Genomic DNA, 22,496 nt, shown 5'->3' on the forward strand with positions numbered 1-22,496 from the left:
ATGCTCCTCGACCCGGGTTTGGATCTGACCCTGCGCCCGATGCGCTACCCGGACTTCTACGAGCGCTACCGCGCCGCGATCCGCAACACCTGGACGGTCGAAGAGGTGGACCTGGGCAACGACCTGCCCGATCTGGCCACCCTGTCGGCCGGCGAGCGCCATCTGGTGAACCGGCTGGTGGCCTTCTTCGCCACCGGCGACACCATCGTCGCCAACAACCTGGTGCTCAACCTCTACCGGCACATCAACTCCCCGGAGGCGCGGCTCTATCTGAGCCGCCAGCTTTTCGAGGAGGCGGTGCACGTCCAGTTTTACCTGACCCTGCTGGACACCTATCTGCCCGACGATGCGAGCCGGGCCGAGGCCTTCGCCGCGGTCGAGAACATCCCGTCGATCGCGCGCAAGGCGCAGTTCTGCTTCCGCTGGATCGACTCGGTCTTCGAAATGACCGCTCTGTCCGATGTAGAGGATCGTCGCCGGTTCCTGCTCAACCTGATCTGCTTCGCCGCGTGCATTGAGGGGCTCTTCTTCTATGGAGCCTTTGCCTATGTGTACTGGCTGCGCTCGCGCGGTCTGCTGGACGGCCTCGCCACGGGCACCAACTGGGTGTTCCGCGACGAGTCGATGCATATGGAATTCGCCTTCGCCGTCGTGGACATCGTGCGCGCGGAGGAGCCGTCGCTGTTCGATGAGCAGATGGGCAAGGCGGTGACCGTGATGCTGGAAGAGGCGGTGGAGGCGGAGCTGGCCTTCGCCGAGGACCTGTGCGGTGCCGGGCTGCCCGGCATGACCACCGCCGACATGCGGGAATATCTGCAATACGTGGCAGATCAGCGCCTGGCGCGGCTGGGGCTGCCCGCTCACTACGGCTCTCGCAACCCGTTCCCGTTCATGGCGTTGCAGGACGTTCAGGAGCTGGCCAACTTCTTCGAACGCCGGGTCACCGCCTACCAGGTCGCGGTCGGCGGCAGCGTCTCGCTCGACGAGGACTTCTAGCTAGTTTCCTAAGATCGCCTTGAACCGCTCTTCGGCGAGGTCAAACTGCTCGCGTATGTGCTGTTTGGCCTCGTCGTCGAGCGGGGTGTCCGATCTGGACAGCAGGTCGCGCAGGATCGGCACCAGCGGCGCGTACTTGGTGGCGGCCTTCACCAGCTTCGGTCCGGTGGTGTGAATGATGCCCACCCCGTTGTCGGTGAAGTCCGAGATCTTGATCACTCTGGCCCACGGCTCGAACTCGAGCGCCTCAGCGACATGGTTGCGATACTGCTCGTTGCGGTCGCGGTGCGGGTCATAGTCGGGGTTGGTCACCGCGTCGACCAGCCGGGCCACCCGATGCCCGTAGCGCTGGGCCAGGGTCAGCAGCGCCTCTGTCGTGGGTGGAGGGTCGTCGGTCTCCGGACGCCCGGTGATGCGCCACGGCTGGTCCTCGACCGCGTCGTGCAGCAGGGCGGCCGTGAGCACCTCGACATCGGTGATGCGGTAATAGCAAAGAATCCGCAGGGTGACCCGCAGCAGATGGTTGAGATAGGGCTCACGCACCCGGCGCTGGCCCTCGTGCAGGACGCGGACATAGTCCAGCACCGCGCTCAGCTGCTCCCGATCGGGCTCCGGCAGCTCCTTGATTTCCAATGCGAACCGGTCACGCAGGCCCTCTTCGCCATAGACTTCGGTTATCGCGTGCAAGGGCATCGTGCGCAGGTACCCCGGTCCCGTCATGGCAATCTTTATAGCCCATAGACGCCATGGAGCTCTCCCTTGGCGGTTCCGCGGTGTTGGCGGACCGCCGGGTGAGGTCCTTGGCGGCGACCAGTTTGATGCGGCGGGATAGTTTGCTGAGGTGGCTGGCAAACCGATGAGGGTGATCGCGCTTGTCGGGATAGACGGCTCCGGCAAGACCACACAGGCGGTGCGCCTGACCGAGGCGCTGCGCGCTTCCGGGCATCGGGTCCGTTACGGGCCCAACCCCGGTGGGCGGCGCTGGCTGGCGCGCGCGTCGCGGCGGCTCGCCGGCACCGACCCGGTTCGCCTGCTCGGCCGGCGTGGGCTGCTTGCGGTCGAGTCGACGCTGCGCTGGCTCGCTATCGCTCGCTCCCTGCTGGCCGCCAACCTCACCGGTCGGATATCCGTCATGGACCGATACTCGGTCTGTCAGCGGGTGAGCGTTCGGGTGCACGGCGGTGGCCGCCTGTTGTCCCGTCTCGTGCATTTGGCGTACTCGATGTTCCCCGCGCCCGACCTCCTCATCCTTTTGGACATCGATCCGCAGGTCGCGTACCAACGTATAGAGCACCGCGGAACTGATCACGAAGAGCTTTCTTACCTGCGTGCGACCGGTGCGGCCTATCGGGAGCTGGCGGAAAACGCCGTCCACATCGACGGCGGGCTGACCGAGGACGAGGTGGCGCAAGCGGTCTGGAAGCTATTGCTTACGCAAAGCGACGTCGATACCGGGTAAAGTCTCGTCGTGGCAAGGATGGCGCGGGTTTCTGCTGGAGCCGACGAAGGACCTGCCGGTCTCATCGTTCAGATCAACGGGCTGCTGCCGGCATTGTCGCCGGCTGAGCAGCGTGTGGCCCGGATTGTGCTGGCAGATCCGGCGGACGCGGCGCGCCGCACCATCACCGATCTTGCTGCTGCCGCCCAGACTTCAGAGGCCAGCGTGGTCCGGTTCTGCCGGTCGATCGGGTTGACCGGCTATCCGCAGCTGCGCATCAGGCTCGCCGAGGAGGCCGCTCGCCGAGTGGAGCCGGTCGATGCGCGGGTGGCGGGAGGGGCGATCCATCCCGGGGCCGACCTTTCTCAGATCATCGCGACGGTGGCCTTCAACGACGCGCGTGCGGTCGAGGAGACCGCTCAGCAGCTCGACCCCGTCGTCTGCGAGCAGATCGTCCACGTGATGCTCAAAGCCACTCGCATCGAGGTCTTCGGCGCCGGGGCGAGTGGCTTCGTAGCCGCCGACTTCCAGGCCAAGCTGCACAGACTCGGCCGGGTCGCCTACTACTGGCCCGATGTGCACGGCGCGCTCGCCTCGGCGGCCATGCTCGGCGTGGGCGACGTGGCCTTCGGCATCTCCCACACCGGCACCACCTGGGACACCATCGAGATGCTCACCCGGGCGCGCCAGGCCGGGGCCACCACCGTCGCGTTGACCAACTTCCCGCGTTCGACGATCAGCGAGGCCGCCGACTTCGTGGTAACTACCGCGGCCCGGGAGACCACCTACCGGTCCGGAGCGCTCGCCAGCCGGCTCGCTCAGCTGACCGTTCTGGATTGCATTTTCGTCGCGCTGGCCGCCCGCACCCGCGGCAAGGCCGGGCGGGCGCTCGCCGCGAACGACGGATCCCACGGAAGGGTGGCTTCCGCGAAAAGGAAGTCATAGCGGGTTTCCGACTCTGTCGCCACTGATAGCGATGCAGCTCACACGGCCATCGTGACCTGCATCGCTGTGATCACTAGGCGCTTACTGGTGTCATAAAACGGGCATCTTAAGGGCCTTGTCATTCCCATATCAGGAAGTTCACAGCTCTTCGTGACACTTTCAGGGGCAACGCGGAATCATCTCCAAGCGTCATCTGTTGTGCAGGTGTCAGCACCGCAGGCCCCTGCGGCGATTACGGGGGAGGACCCGAACGTGGAGAACATGACCATGCTGCGCACGGACCAGGTGGCCGAGGAGCGCGACCTCGTTGGCGTCTACCTGCACGAAATCTCTCGGACGCCATTGCTGGACGCCGCTCACGAGGTCGACCTTGCCAAGGCTATCGAAGCGGGCCTCTACGCGGAAAGCCTCCTCGAGGAAGAAAAACTTCCAAAGGGTGTCACCCGCCAAGAGCTCGAGTTGCTGATGACCGAGGGCACTCAGGCGAAGGACCTGTTCATCAGGGCGAACCTTCGTCTGGTCGTGTCAATCGCCCGCCGCTACGTGCGATCCGGGATGCCCATGCTGGACCTGATCCAGGAGGGCAACACCGGTCTGGTGCGTGCGGTGGAGAAATTCGACTATGTCAAGGGATTCAAATTCTCAACATATGCCACATGGTGGATCCGTCAGGCCATCAGCCGTGCGATAGCCCAGCAGGAGCGCACGGTCCGGCTGCCGGTTCATCTGGTCGAAGACGTCAACCGGATGCGCAACGTTGCCCGTCAGCTCACCCGTGAGCTGGGCGCCGAGCCCGAGCCGGAGCAGATCGCGGCAGCCCTGGGCGTCCCGCTTGAGCGGGTCACCGAGCTGATTCGCTGGTCGCAGGACACCGTTTCGCTCGACACCCCGGTGGGCGACGACGGCGACACCAACCTCGGTGACCTTGTCGCCGATGGTGACGCCCCGAGCCCGGAGGAGATCGTCCTCTCGGCGTTGGAGCGGCAGCGGATCGAGAGCCTGCTCAACCACCTCGATGATCGTTCCGCGGGCATCATGCGCGCCCGTTACGGCCTCGAGGACGGTCGCGAGCACTCGCTGACCGAGGTCGCTTCCCGCTTCTCACTTTCCCGCGAGCGGATCCGGCAGCTGGAAATCCAGGCGCTGGGGCGGCTCCGCGAGCTCGCCCGGGCCGAAGGGCTCCAGGCAGCCGCCTAACCCAATAGCTCCGCAAAATATGGCCGCGTCCAAGCAGACGCGGCCATATTTGTCTTACTTCACCCGTCCATATCCGTATGGGGTCATCATGTCGATACTTGAGATCTTGACGTGGTCGCCGGGCGTGGGCGCGTGGATGACCTTGTTGTCACCGACGTAGATCGCCACATGTCCGAGATCGGAGTAGAAGACCAGATCACCCGGTTCGAGCTGAGAGCGGTTGAGGCGGGCGGTTTGCTCCCACTGTGTCACGGTGTAGTGGGCCAGGCTCTTGCCGGCGGCGGCCCACGCGGCCATGGTCAGACCCGAGCAGTCATAGCTGTCCGGGCCGTCTGCCGCGAACACATAGGGCTTGCCGATGGCTTGGTAGGCAAAGGTCACCGCTGCCCCGGCAGCACCGGCGATCTGCGGGATAGGGCCGGTGTAGGCCGCTGACGAGCCTGATGTGGTGGTACCACGAGCCTTCATCTTCAGCGCGTTGAGCTTGTCCAGCTCGCCTTCGATCGCCTTGCGCTGATCGGCACTGATCTTGACACGCGCATCCTCCTCGGCCTGCCGCTGCTCAAGTGCCTTGGTGGCCGCGGTGTGCTTGGCGCTCGTCTGGTGCGCTTCGGCGATCAGAGCTTGCTGGCCGTTGGCCAGGTGCTGCAAAGTGCCTAGGCGTTCCAGCATCTGGCGTCCGTCGACGCCGGAGAGCAGGATGCTCAATCCGTTCACGCCGGTGGTCTTGTATGCGGTGTCGGCCAGATCGGCGACCCGATCCTGGGCCTGACTGGCTCGCTGCTCCAGCGGCCCGATCGCGGCCTGCAGGGTGGTGATCTCCGCCTGGGTGGCTTTGAGTTGCTCGTTAAGCTGGTTGTACTGCTCGACGATCTTCTCCAGCTCGGTCGACTTCTCGGTGATCTGCTGCTCGAGTTGAGCGACGGTGGGTTCGGCGTAGGCGGTCGAGGTGGCGGCGAGAATGCCTATACAGAGTGCTCCAACGGGAATGAGGAGCCGTAAGGCCGTGCGCATGTTGGGGTGAGCCCTTCCTCATGCCGCTCTGGGGGAAGGCGAGCGGCCCTGGGTAGGTGCTGTCCTGGGGTGGCAGCGGGGGACCTGACCAGTGCAGACAACGTAGCCACGAGGATCAAGACAACCAAGTGACGACTGGGGCAGATATCCGTTTTTACGGTGACTTGCGCATAAAGATTCCACCAATCGTTTGAAGAAATGTGCCAATCTGACAGGTGGCGTTTCGACGCCTTTCCAAACGAGGCACGGTGGAGTAACACTGAGTACGCACGCTCTCGTGTATCGAACTTGGCGAGTCCCGCGGTGACAGCTGCTACGGGTGGCAGCCGGGGTTAGCCCGGTTCACTGAAAGCCCCAACATAGGTCGGCGTCCGGGTGCCACCGGGCGCCGACAGGGTGCCCATGGGAGATCTCATGAATCATGAAGACCCCGACCACAGCCAGCCCGAGTTGACTATCGTGACCATCCGGCCCGGCCTGCACATTACGCAGAGTTGTTTCCGGGTCGGCGCCAGGCACTTCGAGTTCAAGTCCCTTCACGATCTGCAGACGCGCCAGTCCTCCCACGATCCCCTTACCCGGCATTCAGCCCTGCTCGCGGTCGGTGGCCTGGTCGTGCTCGTGCCGTCCGCCCGCTTCCTGCACGCGCCCGGCCTGCTGGCCAGCTGCGCTGTCCTGCTCGGCCTCGTGGTGCTGTCGCTGAGCAGCGCCCATCGCCGTCCCCGGCGCATGGAGCTGTGGGCACGCCACCGGGGTCGCCCGACCCGCCTTTTCGTCAGCGACGACTGGTGGCTTTTCACCTCCGTCGAACGTCATCTGCGCAAAGCGCTCACCGACAACATGCTCGGATACCGATCACGGCCCCCGCGCGGGCCAAGACCCGCCGTGCCCCACCCATCGATGGTGCATCCATCCCGGATGAGCCCGGGCGGCATGGCACCCACCAGCTGATCGGGTGCGGGCCGCTACTGGGCGATCTGGTCGCCGTAACGGGCGGCGAAAAGAGCGATGTATTCCAGCGAATCGGCCGGAGACATCGACGCCGCCGAGAGGCGGTCGAAAACCTGGCGATGTTTGGTGATGCCGTCGGCGCGATCGAGCACATGCGAGGTGCTGACGGCACTCTCCAAATAGACGGCGTCGGCGTCGGCCTGATCGGGGAACTCGAGCACCACGAACGGCCCGCTCAAGGTGTTGATGCCGGCGTTGAAGGCAAGCACCCGCAAGCTGATCCGGGGCGAATTCCCGAGCGTGACAAGGTGGAGCAGCTGCTCACGCATGATGGCCGCCCCGCCGAAGATTCGGTGCAGCACGGACTCGTCGAGGATCGCGTCTATCACCGGGCCGTCGGCGCCGTTGAGAAGGTTGCGCTGGCGCTCGAAGCGAACGCGTTTGCTGATGACGCGTTTCTCCTCCGGCGGCACGGTCGGCGCGGTGCTCGGAATGACCGCCGTCGCATAGGCCTCGGTCTGCATGATGCCGGGAATGACGAGCGGCTGGTAGAAGTAGAGCGCGCTCGCCTCCCTTTCCAGGCCGATGTAGGCGGAGTAGGCGGTCGGCAGGTGCTCTTTGTAGGGCGCGAGCCAGTCGCGTTGCCGGGCTATGCGGGCCAGCGCCAGCAGCCGGTGCACCTCAGCCGGATTGGTCACGTTGTAGAGCTGGAGCGAGGCTCGAAGATCGGTCGAAGAGATGCCCACCGTGCCGGCCTCTATGCGGATCACTTTGGACAGTGACCACTCCAGCAGCTCCGCCGCGTGTTCCTGAGTCAGGCTCGCGCCTTCACGTGCGGCGCGCAGGGCGATCCGGAGCCGTCTTCTTGCGACGGTCGGCCCTTTTGCCTGGCTGGACATGGGGACCTGACACGCCCTCTCTAGTTGCCAGCGGGCTTCTTGCTCCGGTTCAGACACGTAGTGTACAACAGGGCGTTGACCCAACAAGTATCAGTTGATCTTTTGGAGCACGGATGACATTTCGGGTTGCCGGATCATGGCACAAGAGCACCCGCTGCGGTGAAGCAAGCCACTGCGTGGAGATTGCTGATTTTGGCCATACGGTGGGGATACGCAACTCGACGAGTCCAAATGAGACGATCCAGATTTCACGGCCCGCCTTCCAAGACCTGGTGACCAGGATCAAAAACGGCGAACTCGACGCCTGAAATCCATTCATATTCACTCTCGCGAACACCTTGTCTAGCTGTGGCACCCTGGAAAAGAACGACTAGAGCAGGGCGGGTGCCATGGCAGACAAGGGATACACGCGAAAGTGGCTCAGCGCGTGCGGTGAAGCTGGTGAATGTGTAGAGGTTTGCTTCGAGGGCGATGTGGTCTTCGTACGCGGATCACGTGACCGGCATGGGCCCATGCTTACCTTCTCCGCTGACGAATGGCGGGCCTTCTGTGCCGCCGTCGCCGCGGGCGAGCTTGGCGGCTGATCGCAGGCTCAGCCGCCGTCACTGGCTACCTGCTGCCCACCAGCGACCATAGGTGCAGCGCGGCGTCACGTGCGGTGGGCCGTCCGTCCGCGTTCTTGGCCAGACATGAGCGGCACAGCTCGGCGACGCCTGGAGGCAAGCCAGGCAAGGCGAGCACCGGGGCCGGGCCAAGGCTTCGCGACGGACGGGACTGCCCGGTCAGCATGTGATAGAGCAGGGCGCCCAGGGCGTAGACGTCGTCGGTCGGCCGCGTCTGCGTGCCGATCACCTCGGCCAGGCCGAAGTCGACGACCTTGGCGCCGTGCGGGGTCAGCATGACGTTGGCCGGGCTCAGATCGCGGTGAACGACGCCGCGGCGATGGGCCACCGCGAGCACGTCGGCGGCTGTGCCGGCGATCCGCAGGGCTCTGCGCCAAGGCATCGGGCCACGGTTGATGGTGCGGGCGAGGGCTGCGCCGTCGAGCAACTCAAGGGCGAGATAGCCGACCTTCGGACCGCTCGGCACGCTCTCTATCCCGACATCGAAGATCTTCGGGACGTGCGGATGCCGTAGCAGGCGGGTCATCTCCGCCTCATGGCGAATCAGACCGGCATAGTCTTCATCGACAACTTTCACCGCCAAGAGCCGGCCCATGCCGGTGTCAACCGCCTTGTAGACGGTGGACACTCCGCCGCGGGCGATCTGCTTGGTCAGCACGTATCGACCCGCCAGAGTGGTGCCAAGGTGCACGTCCACGGGGGGTGATTCTTCCCCATCCCTGCTAACAAAGCCATGACAGCTGAATTAAATTCAGCTGAGACGGGTGGAGGTGCACTTTGGAGTGCATCGATGCGTTTGGCCGCTTTAGGCCACGGAACCTCCCGGCCGGGTCACGACTCGTTGGTGGCATGCAGCAAGAGGAGCTGGGCCGCCGGGCCCTACTGATATCGGCCGGATGCGCCGCCCTGGGATTGCTTGGCGCGTGCGGTTCAGACCCGGCCCCGTCGCCGCCGGCCCAGGCCGGGCCCGCGCCCAACGGCGGGCTGGTGCGCACGGCCGACGTACCGGTTGGGGGCGGGGTGGTTTCCGCGGACGGGGTGCTGGTGTTGCAGCTGAAAGCGGGGGAGTTCACCGCCTTCGATGCCACCTGCCCGCATCAGAACTTCCGGGTACAGCCGCCCGACAGCAGCGGCACCATCACCTGCATGGGCCACATGTCGCATTTCCGGGCGGCCGACGGCACGGTCATCGACGGACCGGCTTTGGGCCTGGGCGGTCTGCGCCAGGTCGCCGTCAAGGTGTCCGGGGCCGAGGTGGTCCGAGCCTAAGTAGGCTGGCAAGGGTGAGCAATCTCGAGGCGAACCCACAGGAGTCGCTCTGCGCCGCGAAGGCCACCGACGGTCCGGCAAACGAGCTGCTCTACGCGCGTGAAGTGGTCATCGGCACCCGCGACGGCACCGCCGTGCTGCGCACGTTGCCCAACAAGGAACGCCGGATGATCGGTGCGTGGTGTTTCATCGATCACTACGGCCCGACCGATATCACCGGCAAACCCGGCATGAGCGTCGCCCCGCATCCGCATAGCGGGCTGCAAACGGTCAGCTGGCTGGTGGCCGGGGAGGTGCTGCACCACGACAGCCTCGGCAACGAACAGCTGATCGTGCCCGGACAGCTCAACCTGATGACTTCCGGGCACGGCATCTCCCACGCCGAGCAGTCGCCGGCGCAGCGCTCGGCGATCCTGCACGGTGTCCAGCTGTGGGTGGCTCTGCCCGCCTCGGATCGTGAGGTCGGCGCGCATTTCGAGCATCACGCCGAGCTGCCGTCCGGCACCTACGACGGGCTGACCATCACTGTCCTCATGGGACAGTTGGGGGAGCTTGCCTCGCCCGCCAAGGCCTACACCCCGATCGTGGGCGCCCAGCTGAGCGCGCCGGCCGGCACCACGGCCACGGTGCCGCTCGACCCGGAATTCGAGCACGGGCTGCTCGACCTCGATGACGGGAAGGTGCTGGAATACCTTGGCTCCGGCCGAGACCGGCTGGAGCTGACCGCGGAGAGGGACAGTCGATGGCTGCTGCTGGGTGGGGTGCCCTTCCCGGAGGAGATCGTGATGTGGTGGAACTTTGTGGGCCGCAGCCACGATGACATCGTGCAGATGCGCGAGGAGTGGGCTACGGGCGACCGTTTCGGCACCGTCACCGGATTTGACGGCGCACCGCTGCCGGCCCCGCCGATGCCCGCGACCACGCTGGTGCCGCGCGGGCGCACTCGATAGCCGGCTCAGCCGATCGTCTCGTCGACATAACACCAACGCCAAAACTCGCCCTGCTCAAAGGAACGGACCACCGGGTGCCCGGAGTCCTTGAAGTGGGCGGTGGCGTGCTGGTAGGGCGAGGAGTCGCAGCAGCTGACCTTGCCGCAGGTCAGGCACAGCCGCAGGTGTACCCAGGCGGTGAAACCAATCGCCAGGCAGTCCTGACAGCCAGCGGTGGTCTGTGGCTGGACCTCGGCTGATTCGAGAATGTGCACGCAACTCATTCCTCACTCCTTTCCAGGAGCGACTCTTCCAGATCCATGTCCCTTTGCGCACGCACCAGAACCGCTTCGGTGATGCGACCCTCGTCACGGGCGGCGCGGAAGACTTCGCGCTCCGCGTCAAGCATCTCCTGCCGCAGGCGCACGTAGGCCTGGGTTGGGGTTTCGCGATGGCTGCCAAGGCGCTCCCAGGCCTTGTTGGCCCGATATTGGGTCAGGCTTCGCAAACGCTCCACCACGTCTGCCGGGGCGGTTTCGGCAAGCTCGTCAAGTTTGGCTCGGGCCGCGGCGCTGGCCTGGTGCTGCACCGCCGCCTCGGCGAGCACCTCCTTGGTCGGGTCGTCCATCGGCGGTTTCACCCACCGGGCGAAGGCGGGCATCGTCAGGCCCTGGCCCACGAGTGTGCCCACGATCACCGCAAAAGCAAGCCAGATAAACAATTCTCGTGGGTACTCGACACCGCCCTGCAAAGTCAGCGGAAGAGCCAAAGCCGTGGCCAAGGTGATGACACCTCGCATTCCGGCCCACGAGGTGACAGCGGCCACGGACATTGGCGTTTTGGTCAGATAGAACGACGGAAGCACCCACCCGAACCGAGTGAGCACCACGGTGCCCAGAACGGCAGCGGTGATCGCGACGACCTCGAGCCAGGGCGTGTTCAGGTCGGAGATCACCGATCGGAGCTGGAGGCCCAGCAGCAGGAAGACCAGTCCTTCGAGAAGGAATCTCACCATCTTCCAGAAGGCGCCCATCTGCAGCCGCGACGCGGCCGACATCAGTGTGGGCCAGCGGTGCCCCAGCGCGAGCCCGGTGACCACCACCGCCACGAACCCGGAGGCTTCGATCCACTCGGCGACCAGCATCACGGCGAACGGGGTGATCAGGGAAAGAGTGTTGTCCAGCAAGGGATCGGTGGTCCTGCGGTGCAGCAATCCAAACACGACGGCGCCCAGGACGCCGACCAGGATGCCGCCGCCGGCCGCGAGCAAGACTTCGACGCCAATCTCCGCTGCGCTCACCGCGTGGCCCAGCGTCGCGGCGATGGCAACGCGGAAGATGACGAGCGCGGTGGCATCGTTGACCAGGCTCTCCCCTTCGAGGAGCGTGACGGTTTGCGACGGAAGGCCGATCCGGCGGGCGATCGCGGTCGCCGCAACCGCATCGGTCGGCGCCACTGCGGCGCCCAGCGCCATGCAGATGGCCAGCGGGACACCCGGTACCAGCGCGTGCACCACGAACCCGACCGCGGCCGCGGTGAAGATGACCAGGCCGACCGCGAGCAGCAGAATGGAGCGCAGGTTGTAGCGGAAAGCTGGGACGCTGGTTTCCACCGCCGCCACGTAGAGCAGCGGCGGCAGCACCCCGATCAGGATGACCTCTGGGTCCAGGGCCGGAACCGGAAACCCGGGCACGAACGCCAGTGCTAGGCCGCATACCACCAGAAGGATCGGGCTGAGCAAACCGATCTTGCGGGCGAGGGCGGAGACCGCGATGACGACAGCGACCAGCCCGACGATGACGAACAGTTGCTCCACGCGATAGAGCCTAGATCTTCGGTTTGCGAAAGCCGCAGCCTGGGAACTCTGTTGTCATGGATACCAACGACGCTCGTAACAAAGCCGAAGAGTTAAAGGGCAAGGCCAAGGAAAAGGTTGGCGACTGGACCGACAACGAGAGCCTTCAGGCCGAGGGCCTCTCCGACCAGGCGAAGGCGAAGGCCAAGCAGGCCGGCGAAAACATCAAGGATGCGGCTGAAGACGCGGCCGAAAGCCTGCGCAACCGCTAATCCCCGGCAGGTGTCCGGGTGAAATAAAACGACAAGCGCTGCTCCGCCGCCCAGGCGAGCAGCGCTGTCGTTGCGTCATAGCAAAATCTTTTCCAGGGAGATGTAGAGAAGCCGTTGGCGGCTCCGACCCACCTACGAAAGCACCGCCGGAGGACACCGCGAATCGGTGTCTGCATTGGACGAATAGGGAGCCCACCATGAAGTACATGCTGCTGATCTACAACAACCCGGCCGTTCTGCAGGCCCTGCCCGAGCCCGAGCTGACGGCGTTCATGGGCGAGGTGGACATCGTCATGAAGGAGCTGACCGAGTCCGGCGAGCTGGTCGGGGGCGCTGCCCTCGCCGACGCCTCGCGGACCAGGACGGTGCGGGTCCGCGACGGCGTCCCCGCCGTCACCGACGGGCCGTTCGCCGAGGCCAAGGAGCAGTTCGCCGGTTACCTGACGGTCGATTGTGAGACCCCGGAGCGCGCCGAGGAGATCGCCGCCCGCTGGCCGGACTCGCACTACTGGGCGATGGAGGTCCGCCCGATCATGGGCGAGTCGGGTGTGGAGATGTAGAAGCATCCGCGGTTTCCCGCGCGCGCGACTGGGGTACCAAAGGCGACGTATCTTCACGACCGTGCGCGGGAGGCACAAGATGATAATTCTGGGACTGCTGCTTTTGCTTGCTGCAACTGGCCTTTCGCTCGCCGCGATCCAGGCCAACCGCAGCGTGTTCGATGACTCGGCCGGGGTCGTGGGACTGTTCGGTTACAGCATCGAGGCCAGTGTCGGCCAGGTCTTCCTGGTCGGCGCGATCGCCGGGGCGGTGGCCCTGCTCGGCCTAGCCATGATCATTGGCGGGTTCGGCCGTGGCGCCCGCCGCCGCATCGCCGCCCGCCGCGAGTTGCGCCGGCAGGACGCCGAGGTGCGCGACACCCAGCGCCGCGAGGAGGCTGACGTGGCCGAGCGCGCCAGGGCCGAAAAGACCGCCGCCCGAGCCGAGCGCAAAGCTGCGGCCGAGCAGGAGCGGGAAGCTCAGCATCGCGCCGCCGAAGAGCGCGAAGAGGAGCTGGCCCGCCACTAGTCGAGTCGGTGCCGCCGGTTCCCCCGTCCGGCGGCACCGGCCTCGCCCGTCACGCGATCAGGATCGCGACGGGCGGGGGTAGCCGGTTTGTTCGGCCAGCCAGCGGGCGGTTTGCGCGCTGCGGCCGGTCAGGGTGGCCAGGGCCTGGTCGAGGAGATCGGCCGGTGGGTTTTCGCCTCTGAGGTGGAACAGGCCACTTGCTCCGTAGACGCGGTGCTTCAGGCTGGCCGGGTCGTCGCGCAGCGCTTCGAGACGCTCGATGATCCCGGGGAAGGCGTCGCCGAACAGTTCCGCCGCGAACAGGGTGGCTTTGACGTTCGACGCGTCAGCGGCGAGGAGGGCCTCACGCATGAATTGCGGGTCGGCGCCCGCATGGTGGGCGAGGTAACCGAAGTACAGGTCATCGCCGGCAAGTGCTTGCAGCGCTTGGATGGCGATGTCGTCGTCCTCGCCGAGGTCGGCCAGCGCCTGCGCCACCGAGATTCGCCAGCGGGGGTCGGCCGTGGGCAGGGCCTGAGCCAGAACCGGGACAAGCGAGCTGTCTGCCCAGCGGCGGGCCAGCCGGAGCAGGCCGTTGATCTCCTGGACATCCCTGGACAGGCGTTGACCTGCCTGAAGAAGCTCCGCGACGCGTTCGGAGACGGCCGCTTTCAGCTCCGCCGACGGCTCCTCCTGCTCCTCTTCGAGCGCCTGGATGAGCTGTTTGGCAGTCATACCGTCGCGGATCACCTGTGCCGCATAGGGTTTCCAGCGCGGGTCGCCCATCAGCAGGAGGCCGCCGGTGGCAAGCCGCCTGTTCTTCGGGGTGTCGTCGAGCAGAGCCGCTATCCGATCGGCGAACGGGAGCGCCAGGTAGGGCGACGGGCAGATGGTGCGCAAGGCGTCGCGCCTTACCAGCTCGTCGTCGTCGGCGAGCATGTGTCCAATGAAGACGCTCAGATCGCCTGCGGGGTAGAGCCGTCGAACGGCTCGTGCCGCCTCGCGGCGAAGCTCAACCGGCGAAGCCGGTGCCGCGATCACATCCAGGGCCGCGACCCGGTGGTCGCCGAGATAGGCGAGCAGGTCGGCCAGATCGGCGTCGCGCCAGGCCAATTCGTAGAGCGCGTCGGGATCGCGAACCAGCGCGGCCGCCAGCTGCTGTGCGCTCTCGGCGGTGGCGGCGTGGCCCAGCTCGCGCGCCGCGACCAGGGCGGTGACCGGCGAGGTGATGGTGAGGAGGAAGGTGGGGTGGAGCCGGGCGGCCGCGATCTTGGCGGTTTCGTCCTCGAGGTCGGCCAGCCGCGCGGCCAGCTCCGGGTCTCCCGTCCCGTGCCCGAGCACCTGCAGCGCGGCGACCTGAAGGTCGGGCTCGGGCGAACGGGTGAGCTTGAGCAGGGTGGCGGTGTGCCGGCTGATCTCATGCTGGACCGCGGCGGGTGCCTCTTGCCGCGCCAGCTCGATCACCACGTCGAGCAGAGCCGCGGGCAGATCGGCACCGGGATCGGCCGCGCAGGAGATCAGCAGGGCCGTGGCGAGCTGGCGGTCGGCGTCGCTGGCCTGGCTGGACAGCAGATGGATCTCCAGATGCTCGGCCTGCTCGCTATCGGCCGCGGCCTTGGCTACCAGCTCGTGAATCACTCGCGCGAGCATAATCGAGCGCGGGCCGGCGGGCGTATGCAAAACGCGAGCGGGTAACAAATTGATATCGGCCACCATTGACCGGTGTAGATCGGCTCTACCTGGGCATTCCAGGTGGCATGGGTACCAGACAATGGCGTCTCCCCGCGGCCCTCGCGGCGCTGATCCTGCTCGGCGCGTCCGCCTGCGGCGGGGACGACAACCAAGGTAATCAGACCGGTGCCAACCTGCAGATGTACGCGTTCTCCTCGTCCGCGGCCGAGGACGCGGCGCTCAACGCCGCCATCGCCGCCTATAACAAGCTCGGCCGCAACACGGTGCGGCTCAACATCCTTCCCGAATATGACACGGCGCTGCAGACGGCCCTGGCGGGCGGTCAGCCGCCGGACGTCTTCTATGTCAACGACAACAAGCTGCCCGATCTGGCCCGCGCCGGTGCGCTGGAACCGATCGGCGACAAGGTGGACAACCCGGACGACTTTTACGAGAGCCTGCGGCAATCGTTCACCTTCGAAGGCGCGTACTACTGCCCGCCGAAGGACTTCTCCACCCTGCAACTGATCTACAACGTCGACGAGCTGGCGGCGGCCGGTGTGCAGCCACCCAAGACGTGGGAGGAGCTGACCGCGGCGGCCCAGAAGCTGACCAAGCCCGGCCGGCCGGGGCTCGCCATCAACCCCGAGTTCTACCGGTGGGGGGTCTTCCTGGCCCAGGCGGGAGGCTGGCCGACCAACAGCGACGTCACCAAGATGACCATGGACACAGCTCAGGTGCGGCAGGCCCTGCAATACGTGGCTGACCTGCACAAGAGCGGGTCGGCGGCAACCGCGGCCGCGGTCGGGACGGGGTGGGGCGGCGAGGCGCTCGGCAAGGGCAAGGCGGCCATGACCATCGAGGGCAACTGGATCGTCGGGGCGATGAAGGCCGACTTCCCGAACCTCAAGTACGCGGTCGCCGAGCTGCCCGCGGGCCCGAGCGGCAAGGCCACCATGGCGTTCTCGGTCTGCTACGGCGTGGCCAAAGCCTCGAAGAACAAGGCCGCCGCCATCGACTTCGTGAAGTTCCTGACCTCTTCGGAGCAGCAGCTGGCGTTTACCAAGGATTTCCCGGTGATGCCCTCGCGCAAGTCGCTTTCGGAGCAGTGGCTGGCGAGCAAGCCCGAGCTGCGGGCCTTCGTCAACGGCGCGGCCTACGCCAAGAAGGCCGTTTTCATCCCCGGCTTCGCGCCGGTGGTGGATTCCATGAACGATGGGATCCAGGGCCTGGCCGCCGGTGACCGCACCGTTGATCAGGTGGTGATGGCCACGCAGCAGGCCGGCCAGGACGTCCTCAAGTAGCCCGCGGTGGCCCTGTTTCGAAAAAGGTCCCGCATCCACGGACATCAGAGCCTCGCCGGATGGCTATTCGTCTTGCCGGCCCTGGCGGGGCTCGGTGTGTTCCTGCTCGCCCCGATCCTGATGGCCTTCTGGGTAAGCTTCCGGGAGTGGAGTGCCCTTGCGCCGCTTGACACCTCGACCCCGATCGGAGTCAAGAACTATCACGATCTGCTGATCCGCTCCGGGATCGTGCAGACCGACTTCGCCCGCAGCCTGCGCAACAACCTCTACTACGTGCTCGGGGTGGTCCCGGCACAGACCGCGCTGGCCTTCTTCCTGGCCGTGGTGGTGAACTCGAAACTGTTGAAGGGAAAGGCGTTCTTCCGCACCGCGTTCTACTTCCCTTCGGTGACAAGCTCGATCGCGGTGGCATTCATCTTCGTTTTCCTCTTCAGCCCCAGCGGCGTCGTCAACGTGCTGCTGTCGGCTCTGCTGCCCGGCGTCGTGGAAACGGTGTGGCTCAACGAGGCCGACGGGCTCATCCATCTCGCGTTGGGCTGGGTCGGGGTCGACTCCGCGCCCGGCTGGATGGGCGGCAAGGTGATGGGACTGTCCTTATGGGACTGGCTGTCCGGCCCCAGCGTCGCGATGAGCACCGTGATGATCCTCGCTATCTGGACTACCACCGGAACCTTCATGCTCATGTTCCTCGCGGGCCTGCAGAACATCCCGGAGGAGCTGGACGAGGCCGCGCTCATCGATGGGGCCACTGGGCGGCAGCGCTTCTTCAAGGTGACGCTGCCTTTGATGCGGCCGACGCTTTTCCTGGTACTGACGCTCGGCATCATCGGCACGTGGCAGGTCTTCGATCAGATCTACGCGATGACCGCGGGCGGCCCGCAGAAGACGACCCTGACACCGTCCTATCTCATCTACCGCGAAGGGTTTGAGAACTCCGCGATGGGCCGGGCCGCCGCCATCGCCTTCATCCTCTTCGTCGTGATCCTCCTCTTCACCGGGCTGCAGCGGCTTGCCCTGCGCAGGAACGGGTGATTCCGATGACGGCCGCCCGCAAAGCCACCGGCTACCTGGTGCTGACCGCTTTCGCGCTGATGTTCCTGTACCCGTTCGTGCTTTCGCTGGCGAGCACGTTCAAGTCGCGCGCCGAGGTGGTGGCGCATCCGGTGCTGCCGTGGCCGCTCGACCCGTCGAGCCGGGCCTGGGAGAACATTCTCGTGCACAGCGACTTTCCACTGTGGACGATCAACTCGATCCTGGTGACGGTGGCGGCGACGCTGCTGCGCCTGTTCCTCGACTCGCTGGCCGGCTACTCGCTGGCGAGGCTGCGGTGGCGTGGGCGCGGGCTGGTCTTCACGTTTGTGCTCGGCGTGCTGGCCGTGCCGCCGATCGTGCTGACCATCCCGCGGTTTCTGGTACTCAAAGAAATGGGTTTATTGAATTCTTATGCGGGGCTGGTGTTGCCGCTGGCCGTTGACGCAGTCGGCATCTTCATCATGAAGCAGTTCTTCGAAAGCCTGCCGCCCGAGCTGGAGGAGGCGGCCCGCATCGATGGCGCGAACATCTTCCAGACCTTCTGGCGCATCGTGCTGCCGCTGGCCCGGCCCGGCTTGATCACCTTGACGATCCTCTCCTTCCAGGGCACCTGGAATGAGTTTCTGCTGCCGCTCATCGTGGTGCGCGGCGATCCGGACCTGTGGACGCTGCCGTTCGGCCTGTCCACGCTGGGCCGGGGCGGCGCGGGAGGCCAAAGCTTCGACTATCCGGTGATGCTGGCCGGTTCCATGCTCACCATCATCCCGCTCGCGATTGTCTTCGTTGTGCTGCAACGCTTCTTTGTCCGCGGAATTGCTGCAGGCGCTGTCAAAGGCTGAGGTGATGTGCGAAGGTTAGGGCTATGCCCAGTGGTGAGGAGCGCGACGGGGTCTCGCTGACCAACCTTGACCAGCCGCTGTTCGAAGAGGCCGGAGCGAGCAAGCGTGATCTTGTCGACTATCTCGACAGCGTCCGTGACCGGATCATCCCGCAGCTCGCGGACAGGCCGCTGTCGGTGATGCGGGTGCTGCGCGGGCAGAAGCCATTCATGCAAAAGAATGTCCCCAAGTACACGCCGGAGTGGGTCGCCACGGTGCAGGTGTGGGCGGAGAGCTCGCATCGGGAGGTCTCCTACGCCCTGTGCAACGACCGCCGGACCCTGCTGTGGTTCGCCAACCAGCGTGCGGTCGAATATCACCCGGCGCTGGTGCTCGCGGAGAAGTGGACCCACCCCACGCACCTGATTCTCGACCTCGACCCGCCGGAGGAGAACGCCTTCGCCAAAGCCGTTGCGGCGGCGAAACTTGTGCGCCGGGCGCTGGCGGAAACGGGGCTGGCCGGTGCGGTAAAAACGAGCGGGGCCAAGGGAGTGCACGTGTTCGTCCCGATCGATGAGCACGCTTCGATCGAGGACGTCGCCGCGGCCACCCGGGCGCTCGCCGCGCGCGCCGAGCGGATCGATCCCGAGCTGGCCACCACCGCCTTCATCGTCCAGGACCGCGGCGGCAAGGTGTTTCTCGACTCGACCCGGGCCGGGGGAGCGACAGTGGCGGCCGTCTACAGCCCGCGGCTGCGGCCCGGCGTGCCGGTCTCCTTCCCGGTGGGCTGGGACGACCTGGACAGCGTGACCCCCGGCGACTTCACCGTGCACACGGCCGCCGCACTGCTCGGCGAGCGCGATCCGTGGGCCGAGCAGATGCCCAAGCCGCAGCGCCTGCCCGACGACCTGATCGCCGAGGGCCACACCATTCCGATCGCGCGGGTGCAGGCGATGCACGAGGGCAAGCGCCGGGCCCGCGCCAAGCGCGCCTAGCGCGTTCTTTTCGGCGGCGCGATGTACCACTCCTCGAAGGAGCGGCATCGCCCGTCGGGCGCCAGCTTGATGATCCATAGGTCCCGAAACTTTTCCCCGCTGCCGTACTTCACCTCGATGCGGGCGACCGAGGCTTCCTTGTCGACCGCCACCAGCTCGCTGGTCATCGTGAACACCTCGTCCGGGCCGGAGCGCTCCCTTTCCCACATCCTCGCGATGGCCGCGAGCCCCACCACCGGGCGGTGGTAAGGCCCCTGCAGGTAGGTGGCGTCCTCCGTGAAGATCGTTTTTAGTATTTGGGTACCGGGCGTGCGCCACGCCTTCTCATATGCGGCGATCCATCCCGCGACCTGCTTGCGTCCCATAGACGACAAGCTTGCCAGTTGGCTACGCGAAGCATGGCCGATGCCCTAGCATGGTCGGCACGCCGTCGAGTGAAGGGAGGTCAGAACAAATGTCCGATGTTCTGCGCTCCCAGCCCGCTCCGGCGTTGCCGCGGGCCTGAGCGGAGCGCCTTTACCCAAAGGAATCCGCAATGACCCTGCCTGCTGCTCAACAGGAGGCGACCCGGCGTCGCCGTCAGTACCACGCCGAACGCACCGCGCAAAGCCACGCCTCCTTCCTCCTGCCCCACCTGCGGCCCGGAATGTCCCTTCTGGACCTTGGCTGCGGCCCCGGCTCGATCACGGTCGGCCTGGCCGCCGCGGTCGCTCCGGGCCAGACCACCGGCATCGACCTCGACCCCGATCCGATCGACGGGGTCACCGTCGTGGCCGGAGACGTGATGCGGCTTCCGTTTCCGGACGCCAGCTTCGACGCCATCTTTTCCAGCGCGCTCCTGCAACACCTGGCCGATCCGCTTGGCGCGCTTCGGGAAGCCCGTCGGGTGGCCCGGCCCGGCGCGGTCATCGGCATTGTCGATGCCGACTGGGATGGCGAGCTGCTCTACCCCACCAACGACACGTTGCGGCGCTCCAACGAGCTGGCGCGCAAGCTCCGGGAGGGCACGAGTCCGTTTGTGGGCAAGCAACTGCGCCATCTGCTGGTGGAGGCGGGCTTCGTCCGGGCCGACGGATTTGCGCGCGTCATCCATCACGGCATGGCGGCCGAGGTCAGCGAGGTGGCCGCGCTCCAGGCCTCGGTGCTCAGCTATCCCGCGATTGTCGAGCGTGCGGTTTCGCACGGCTGGGCCAGTACCCAGGAAATGGCAGAAATGAGCGAAGCCTGGCTGGCTTGGGGCGAAGAGCCGGGCGCGTTCCTGGCCCGATTCTGGTGCGAGGCCATCGCCTGGGTGGCTAGCGAATGAGGTGCAACGCCGCACGCCTGTCGTGCGTGATTGGGCTATGAGACGCCGCTGCGCCCTTGTCCTGATCGCCGTTCTCGGCCCGCTGGCCGCCTGTTCTCCAGCGGGCCGACCAACTTCAGCTCCCGCCGTCCCGGCCACCGCTACCGTCGACTCGCCTGCGCCCAGTGCTGCACCGACTGCTGATCCGCCGGTCGCGCAAAGTCCACAATGTGTCGACGGCTACCCCCGGCAGCTCCCGGCCAGCCGGATGATTCCTGGCGGCTCGGACATCTGCGTGATCGAGAACGACGATCCTGACGTGATACCCAGGCTGTGTCTGACCGACGGCGACCTTGCGGTGGCCGACATGAGGACGTTGCGGCACACGGTTTCCGAGAAACTCAGCTCGGGAGAGGCGCCGACCGTCTTCAGCCAGACCCTGCTGGTTTTCAAGCCGGGCAAAGCCGCCCACTACCTCGGCCGGCTAAGAACAACATTGAGCTCGTGCCCTTCGAGCACCCGCGCCGGAATGAAGATCACGTACTCGCGTGCCGATGGGCCGAGCGCGGGCGACGAGGTCGTGTCGATGAAGGTCGAGTATCGCTATCTCAAGCCGGTGGAAGGCATGCCGCAGGTGCGGACCTTCCGCGTGATCGTGGTGCGCCTTGGTGACCAGGTGTCGGTGGTCTGCGACCACGGCTGGGAGGGCGCGCCGAGCCAGGACCAGACGATCTTCAACGCCTCCGCCGAAGGCGCCCGTCTGCTTGCTGTGGCCTGACGAATCCATCGATCCTTGTAGCATCGCAGACTATGACGGATTCCGCGCGGTTGCGGCAGGTGATGGTTGAGGGGCTTGTCGCGGCAGGAGAGCTGGGTTCGCCTCGGGTGCGGGCGGCGTTCGCAGACGTGCCACGCGAGCTGTTCGTGCCCGAGATTGCCCAAAGCCATGGCCTCGCCCATGTCTACGAGGACAGGGCGCTGGTGACCCAGGAGCGCCATGGGGTTCCGACGAGTTCGTCGAGCCAGCCAATGGTGATGGCCCTCATGTTAGAAGCGCTCGGTGTGGGGGAGGGAGACCGCGTTCTCGAGATTGGATTGGGGACCGGCTACAACGCCGCGCTGCTGACCCAGCTCGCCGGCCGCGACGGCGGTATCACCTCCATCGACATTGACGAAGGCGTCGTGGGCCGTGCGCAGGGAGTCTTGCGCAGCAACGGCTTTCAGGTCACCACGGCGGTGGCCGACGGGCGTGGGGGCTACCCGGGAGGTGCGCCCTACGACCGGATCATCGTTACCGCCTCCAGCGACGCCGTGCCGCGGGCATGGTGGGAGCAGCTGGCGCCCGGCGGTGTGCTGGTGGTGCCGCTGCGCGTGGACGCGATGCAGATCATCGCGGTGTTCGAGCGGGTCGGGAGCGGGTTTCGCAGCAGGTCGCTCATTCCCGGTGGCTTCATGCCGCTTCGCGACCCGGAGAGCTCGGATGGCTCCGCCCCGGCCGAGGCCACCCCCACGGTGTCGGTCAGGACCTCACTGCCCGGCCGGCCGTCCGAGTACCTGTCGGCGGTTGGCCCGGCCTTGGCGCGGCTGTCGCCGCTGGCCTTGCGGCGACTCCTGGGCCACCTGGTCCTCGACGCGGCGAGGACCAGCGTCGCGGCCTACGACGGCATGCCCGTGATCTGGCACACCGCGCTGACCAGCGACCCGAAGCGCCATATCGCCGCGTACCTCGATTTTCGCGGGATCCGGTTCGGTCTGGCCGACCTCGGCTCGGGGGCGTTTTCCACGTTCGCGGCGCAACGGGTGGGCGGCCGCATAGAACTGGTGGGCATAGACACCTTCGGCCCCGATCCGACCGGCGTCGACGAGCTGCTGGCACATCTGCAGCGCTGGATCGACAGTGGTTCGCCGTCCATGGACAGAATGACCGTCGAGGTGACCTATGGCGACGCGCCGAGCGGGCCCGCCCTGCGCACGGTCGAGCACGCCGACCATCGCCTCAGCTTTGCCTGGAGCTGA

27 protein-coding genes are annotated in these 22,496 nt (G+C 66.1%); 19 read left to right on the plus strand and 8 right to left on the minus strand.

From position 1 onward, the window contains the following. Positions 1–996, plus strand: a complete 996-nt coding sequence (locus Rhe02_RS14275; protein WP_203908830.1) for a ribonucleotide-diphosphate reductase subunit beta — start codon at positions 1–3, stop codon at positions 994–996. Here Rhe02_RS14275 and Rhe02_RS14280 read toward each other — a convergent pair whose 3' ends face one another. Next, positions 997–1,716, minus strand: a complete 720-nt coding sequence (locus Rhe02_RS14280) for an HD domain-containing protein (RefSeq protein ID WP_203908683.1) — start codon at positions 1,714–1,716, stop codon at positions 997–999. It abuts the gene before it with no gap. Between the two features lie 121 nt (positions 1,717–1,837). Between Rhe02_RS14280 and Rhe02_RS14285 the strand changes: the two genes are divergently transcribed. The 3 genes from Rhe02_RS14285 to Rhe02_RS14295 all read left to right on the plus strand — a co-directional run bounded on the left by Rhe02_RS14285 (position 1,838) and on the right by Rhe02_RS14295 (position 4,576). Further along, positions 1,838–2,455, plus strand: coding sequence for a dTMP kinase (locus tag Rhe02_RS14285; RefSeq protein ID WP_239123819.1), 618 nt, complete (start codon positions 1,838–1,840; stop codon positions 2,453–2,455). Positions 2,456–2,464: 9 nt separating this feature from the next. Then, the gene (locus Rhe02_RS14290) at positions 2,465–3,379 is read left to right on the plus strand and encodes a MurR/RpiR family transcriptional regulator (RefSeq protein ID WP_203908684.1); all 915 of its coding nucleotides are present in this window, start codon (positions 2,465–2,467) and stop codon (positions 3,377–3,379) included. 261 nt (positions 3,380–3,640) lie between these two features. Further along, positions 3,641–4,576, plus strand: a complete 936-nt coding sequence (locus Rhe02_RS14295) for a sigma-70 family RNA polymerase sigma factor (RefSeq protein WP_203908832.1) — start codon at positions 3,641–3,643, stop codon at positions 4,574–4,576. Positions 4,577–4,630: 54 nt separating this feature from the next. On the opposite strand, the gene Rhe02_RS14300 is transcribed toward Rhe02_RS14295, so the two are convergent. Then, a complete protein-coding gene (locus Rhe02_RS14300) occupies positions 4,631–5,590 on the minus strand; it encodes a C40 family peptidase (protein WP_203908685.1) in 960 nt (319 codons plus the stop codon). Between the two features lie 414 nt (positions 5,591–6,004). Here Rhe02_RS14300 and Rhe02_RS14305 point away from each other — a divergent pair, with 414 nt between their 5' ends. Next, the gene (locus tag Rhe02_RS14305; protein WP_203908686.1) at positions 6,005–6,541 is read left to right on the plus strand and encodes a DUF6232 family protein; all 537 of its coding nucleotides are present in this window, start codon (positions 6,005–6,007) and stop codon (positions 6,539–6,541) included. 14 nt (positions 6,542–6,555) lie between these two features. Here the strand turns inward: Rhe02_RS14305 and Rhe02_RS14310 are convergent, their stop codons facing one another. After that, complete coding sequence (locus Rhe02_RS14310) at positions 6,556–7,440, minus strand: helix-turn-helix domain-containing protein (protein WP_203908687.1); 885 nt, start codon at positions 7,438–7,440, stop codon at positions 6,556–6,558. Between the two features lie 113 nt (positions 7,441–7,553). Between Rhe02_RS14310 and Rhe02_RS14315 the strand changes: the two genes are divergently transcribed. Beyond that, the gene (locus tag Rhe02_RS14315; RefSeq protein ID WP_203908688.1) at positions 7,554–7,748 is read left to right on the plus strand and encodes a DUF397 domain-containing protein; all 195 of its coding nucleotides are present in this window, start codon (positions 7,554–7,556) and stop codon (positions 7,746–7,748) included. Between the two features lie 81 nt (positions 7,749–7,829). Next, complete coding sequence (locus tag Rhe02_RS14320) at positions 7,830–8,024, plus strand: DUF397 domain-containing protein (protein WP_203908689.1); 195 nt, start codon at positions 7,830–7,832, stop codon at positions 8,022–8,024. A gap of 25 nt (positions 8,025–8,049) precedes the next feature. On the opposite strand, the gene Rhe02_RS14325 is transcribed toward Rhe02_RS14320, so the two are convergent. Beyond that, a complete protein-coding gene (locus tag Rhe02_RS14325; RefSeq protein WP_203908690.1) occupies positions 8,050–8,760 on the minus strand; it encodes a serine/threonine-protein kinase in 711 nt (236 codons plus the stop codon). A gap of 152 nt (positions 8,761–8,912) precedes the next feature. On the opposite strand from Rhe02_RS14325, the gene Rhe02_RS14330 reads away from it, so the two are divergent. Both Rhe02_RS14330 and Rhe02_RS14335 read left to right on the plus strand, forming a co-directional pair. After that, complete coding sequence (locus tag Rhe02_RS14330; protein ID WP_203908691.1) at positions 8,913–9,332, plus strand: Rieske (2Fe-2S) protein; 420 nt, start codon at positions 8,913–8,915, stop codon at positions 9,330–9,332. A 14-nt stretch (positions 9,333–9,346) separates the two neighbouring features. Further along, a complete protein-coding gene (locus Rhe02_RS14335; RefSeq protein WP_203908692.1) occupies positions 9,347–10,282 on the plus strand; it encodes a pirin family protein in 936 nt (311 codons plus the stop codon). Between the two features lie 5 nt (positions 10,283–10,287). Here Rhe02_RS14335 and Rhe02_RS14340 read toward each other — a convergent pair whose 3' ends face one another. Both Rhe02_RS14340 and Rhe02_RS14345 read right to left on the minus strand, forming a co-directional pair. Continuing rightward, on the minus strand, positions 10,288–10,545 hold the full coding sequence (locus Rhe02_RS14340; protein ID WP_203908693.1) for a UBP-type zinc finger domain-containing protein: 258 nt from the start codon (positions 10,543–10,545) through the stop codon (positions 10,288–10,290). Further along, the gene (locus Rhe02_RS14345) at positions 10,542–12,077 is read right to left on the minus strand and encodes a Na+/H+ antiporter (protein WP_203908694.1); all 1,536 of its coding nucleotides are present in this window, start codon (positions 12,075–12,077) and stop codon (positions 10,542–10,544) included. The genes Rhe02_RS14340 and Rhe02_RS14345 overlap by 4 nt, the downstream gene beginning before the upstream one ends. 56 nt (positions 12,078–12,133) lie before the next feature. On the opposite strand from Rhe02_RS14345, the gene Rhe02_RS14350 reads away from it, so the two are divergent. The 3 genes from Rhe02_RS14350 (at position 12,134) to Rhe02_RS14360 (ending at position 13,396) form a co-directional block, all read left to right on the plus strand. Then, positions 12,134–12,328: a CsbD family protein gene (locus Rhe02_RS14350; protein ID WP_203908695.1), complete on the plus strand. Its 195-nt coding sequence runs from the start codon at positions 12,134–12,136 to the stop codon at positions 12,326–12,328. A 197-nt stretch (positions 12,329–12,525) separates the two neighbouring features. Continuing rightward, on the plus strand, positions 12,526–12,888 hold the full coding sequence (locus tag Rhe02_RS14355) for a YciI family protein (RefSeq protein ID WP_203908696.1): 363 nt from the start codon (positions 12,526–12,528) through the stop codon (positions 12,886–12,888). Positions 12,889–12,967: 79 nt separating this feature from the next. Next, positions 12,968–13,396 carry a hypothetical protein gene (locus Rhe02_RS14360; RefSeq protein ID WP_203908697.1) on the plus strand — a complete coding sequence of 143 codons (429 nt, stop codon included), beginning with the start codon at positions 12,968–12,970 and terminating at the stop codon, positions 13,394–13,396. Positions 13,397–13,453: 57 nt separating this feature from the next. Here the strand turns inward: Rhe02_RS14360 and Rhe02_RS14365 are convergent, their stop codons facing one another. Beyond that, entirely contained in the window at positions 13,454–15,013 is a 1,560-nt protein-coding gene (locus tag Rhe02_RS14365; RefSeq protein ID WP_203908698.1) for a hypothetical protein, read from the minus strand. A gap of 77 nt (positions 15,014–15,090) precedes the next feature. On the opposite strand from Rhe02_RS14365, the gene Rhe02_RS14370 reads away from it, so the two are divergent. The 4 genes from Rhe02_RS14370 to Rhe02_RS14385 all read left to right on the plus strand — a co-directional run bounded on the left by Rhe02_RS14370 (position 15,091) and on the right by Rhe02_RS14385 (position 19,195). Continuing rightward, on the plus strand, positions 15,091–16,350 hold the full coding sequence (locus tag Rhe02_RS14370; protein ID WP_203908699.1) for an extracellular solute-binding protein: 1,260 nt from the start codon (positions 15,091–15,093) through the stop codon (positions 16,348–16,350). Between the two features lie 72 nt (positions 16,351–16,422). Continuing rightward, a complete protein-coding gene (locus Rhe02_RS14375; protein WP_239123820.1) occupies positions 16,423–17,382 on the plus strand; it encodes a carbohydrate ABC transporter permease in 960 nt (319 codons plus the stop codon). Between the two features lie 5 nt (positions 17,383–17,387). Beyond that, complete coding sequence (locus tag Rhe02_RS14380) at positions 17,388–18,221, plus strand: carbohydrate ABC transporter permease (RefSeq protein WP_203908700.1); 834 nt, start codon at positions 17,388–17,390, stop codon at positions 18,219–18,221. Between the two features lie 23 nt (positions 18,222–18,244). Then, positions 18,245–19,195 carry a DNA polymerase domain-containing protein gene (locus Rhe02_RS14385; protein ID WP_203908701.1) on the plus strand — a complete coding sequence of 317 codons (951 nt, stop codon included), beginning with the start codon at positions 18,245–18,247 and terminating at the stop codon, positions 19,193–19,195. Here Rhe02_RS14385 and Rhe02_RS14390 read toward each other — a convergent pair. Then, positions 19,192–19,560 carry a nuclear transport factor 2 family protein gene (locus Rhe02_RS14390; RefSeq protein ID WP_203908702.1) on the minus strand — a complete coding sequence of 123 codons (369 nt, stop codon included), beginning with the start codon at positions 19,558–19,560 and terminating at the stop codon, positions 19,192–19,194. The two genes, Rhe02_RS14385 and Rhe02_RS14390, sit on opposite strands and share 4 nt — an antisense overlap. A 170-nt stretch (positions 19,561–19,730) precedes the next feature. On the opposite strand from Rhe02_RS14390, the gene Rhe02_RS14395 reads away from it, so the two are divergent. Genes Rhe02_RS14395 through Rhe02_RS14405 form a run of 3 tightly spaced genes read left to right on the plus strand, consistent with a single transcriptional unit; the run spans position 19,731 to position 22,496 of the window. Further along, on the plus strand, positions 19,731–20,501 hold the full coding sequence (locus tag Rhe02_RS14395) for a methyltransferase domain-containing protein (RefSeq protein WP_203908703.1): 771 nt from the start codon (positions 19,731–19,733) through the stop codon (positions 20,499–20,501). A gap of 37 nt (positions 20,502–20,538) precedes the next feature. Further along, complete coding sequence (locus tag Rhe02_RS14400; protein WP_203908704.1) at positions 20,539–21,258, plus strand: hypothetical protein; 720 nt, start codon at positions 20,539–20,541, stop codon at positions 21,256–21,258. 32 nt (positions 21,259–21,290) lie between these two features. Continuing rightward, positions 21,291–22,496: a protein-L-isoaspartate O-methyltransferase family protein gene (locus tag Rhe02_RS14405; protein WP_203908705.1), complete on the plus strand. Its 1,206-nt coding sequence runs from the start codon at positions 21,291–21,293 to the stop codon at positions 22,494–22,496.

Source organism: Rhizocola hellebori (assembly GCF_016862955.1).
In the GTDB taxonomy this organism is placed as follows: Bacteria; Actinomycetota; Actinomycetes; order Mycobacteriales; family Micromonosporaceae; genus Rhizocola; species Rhizocola hellebori.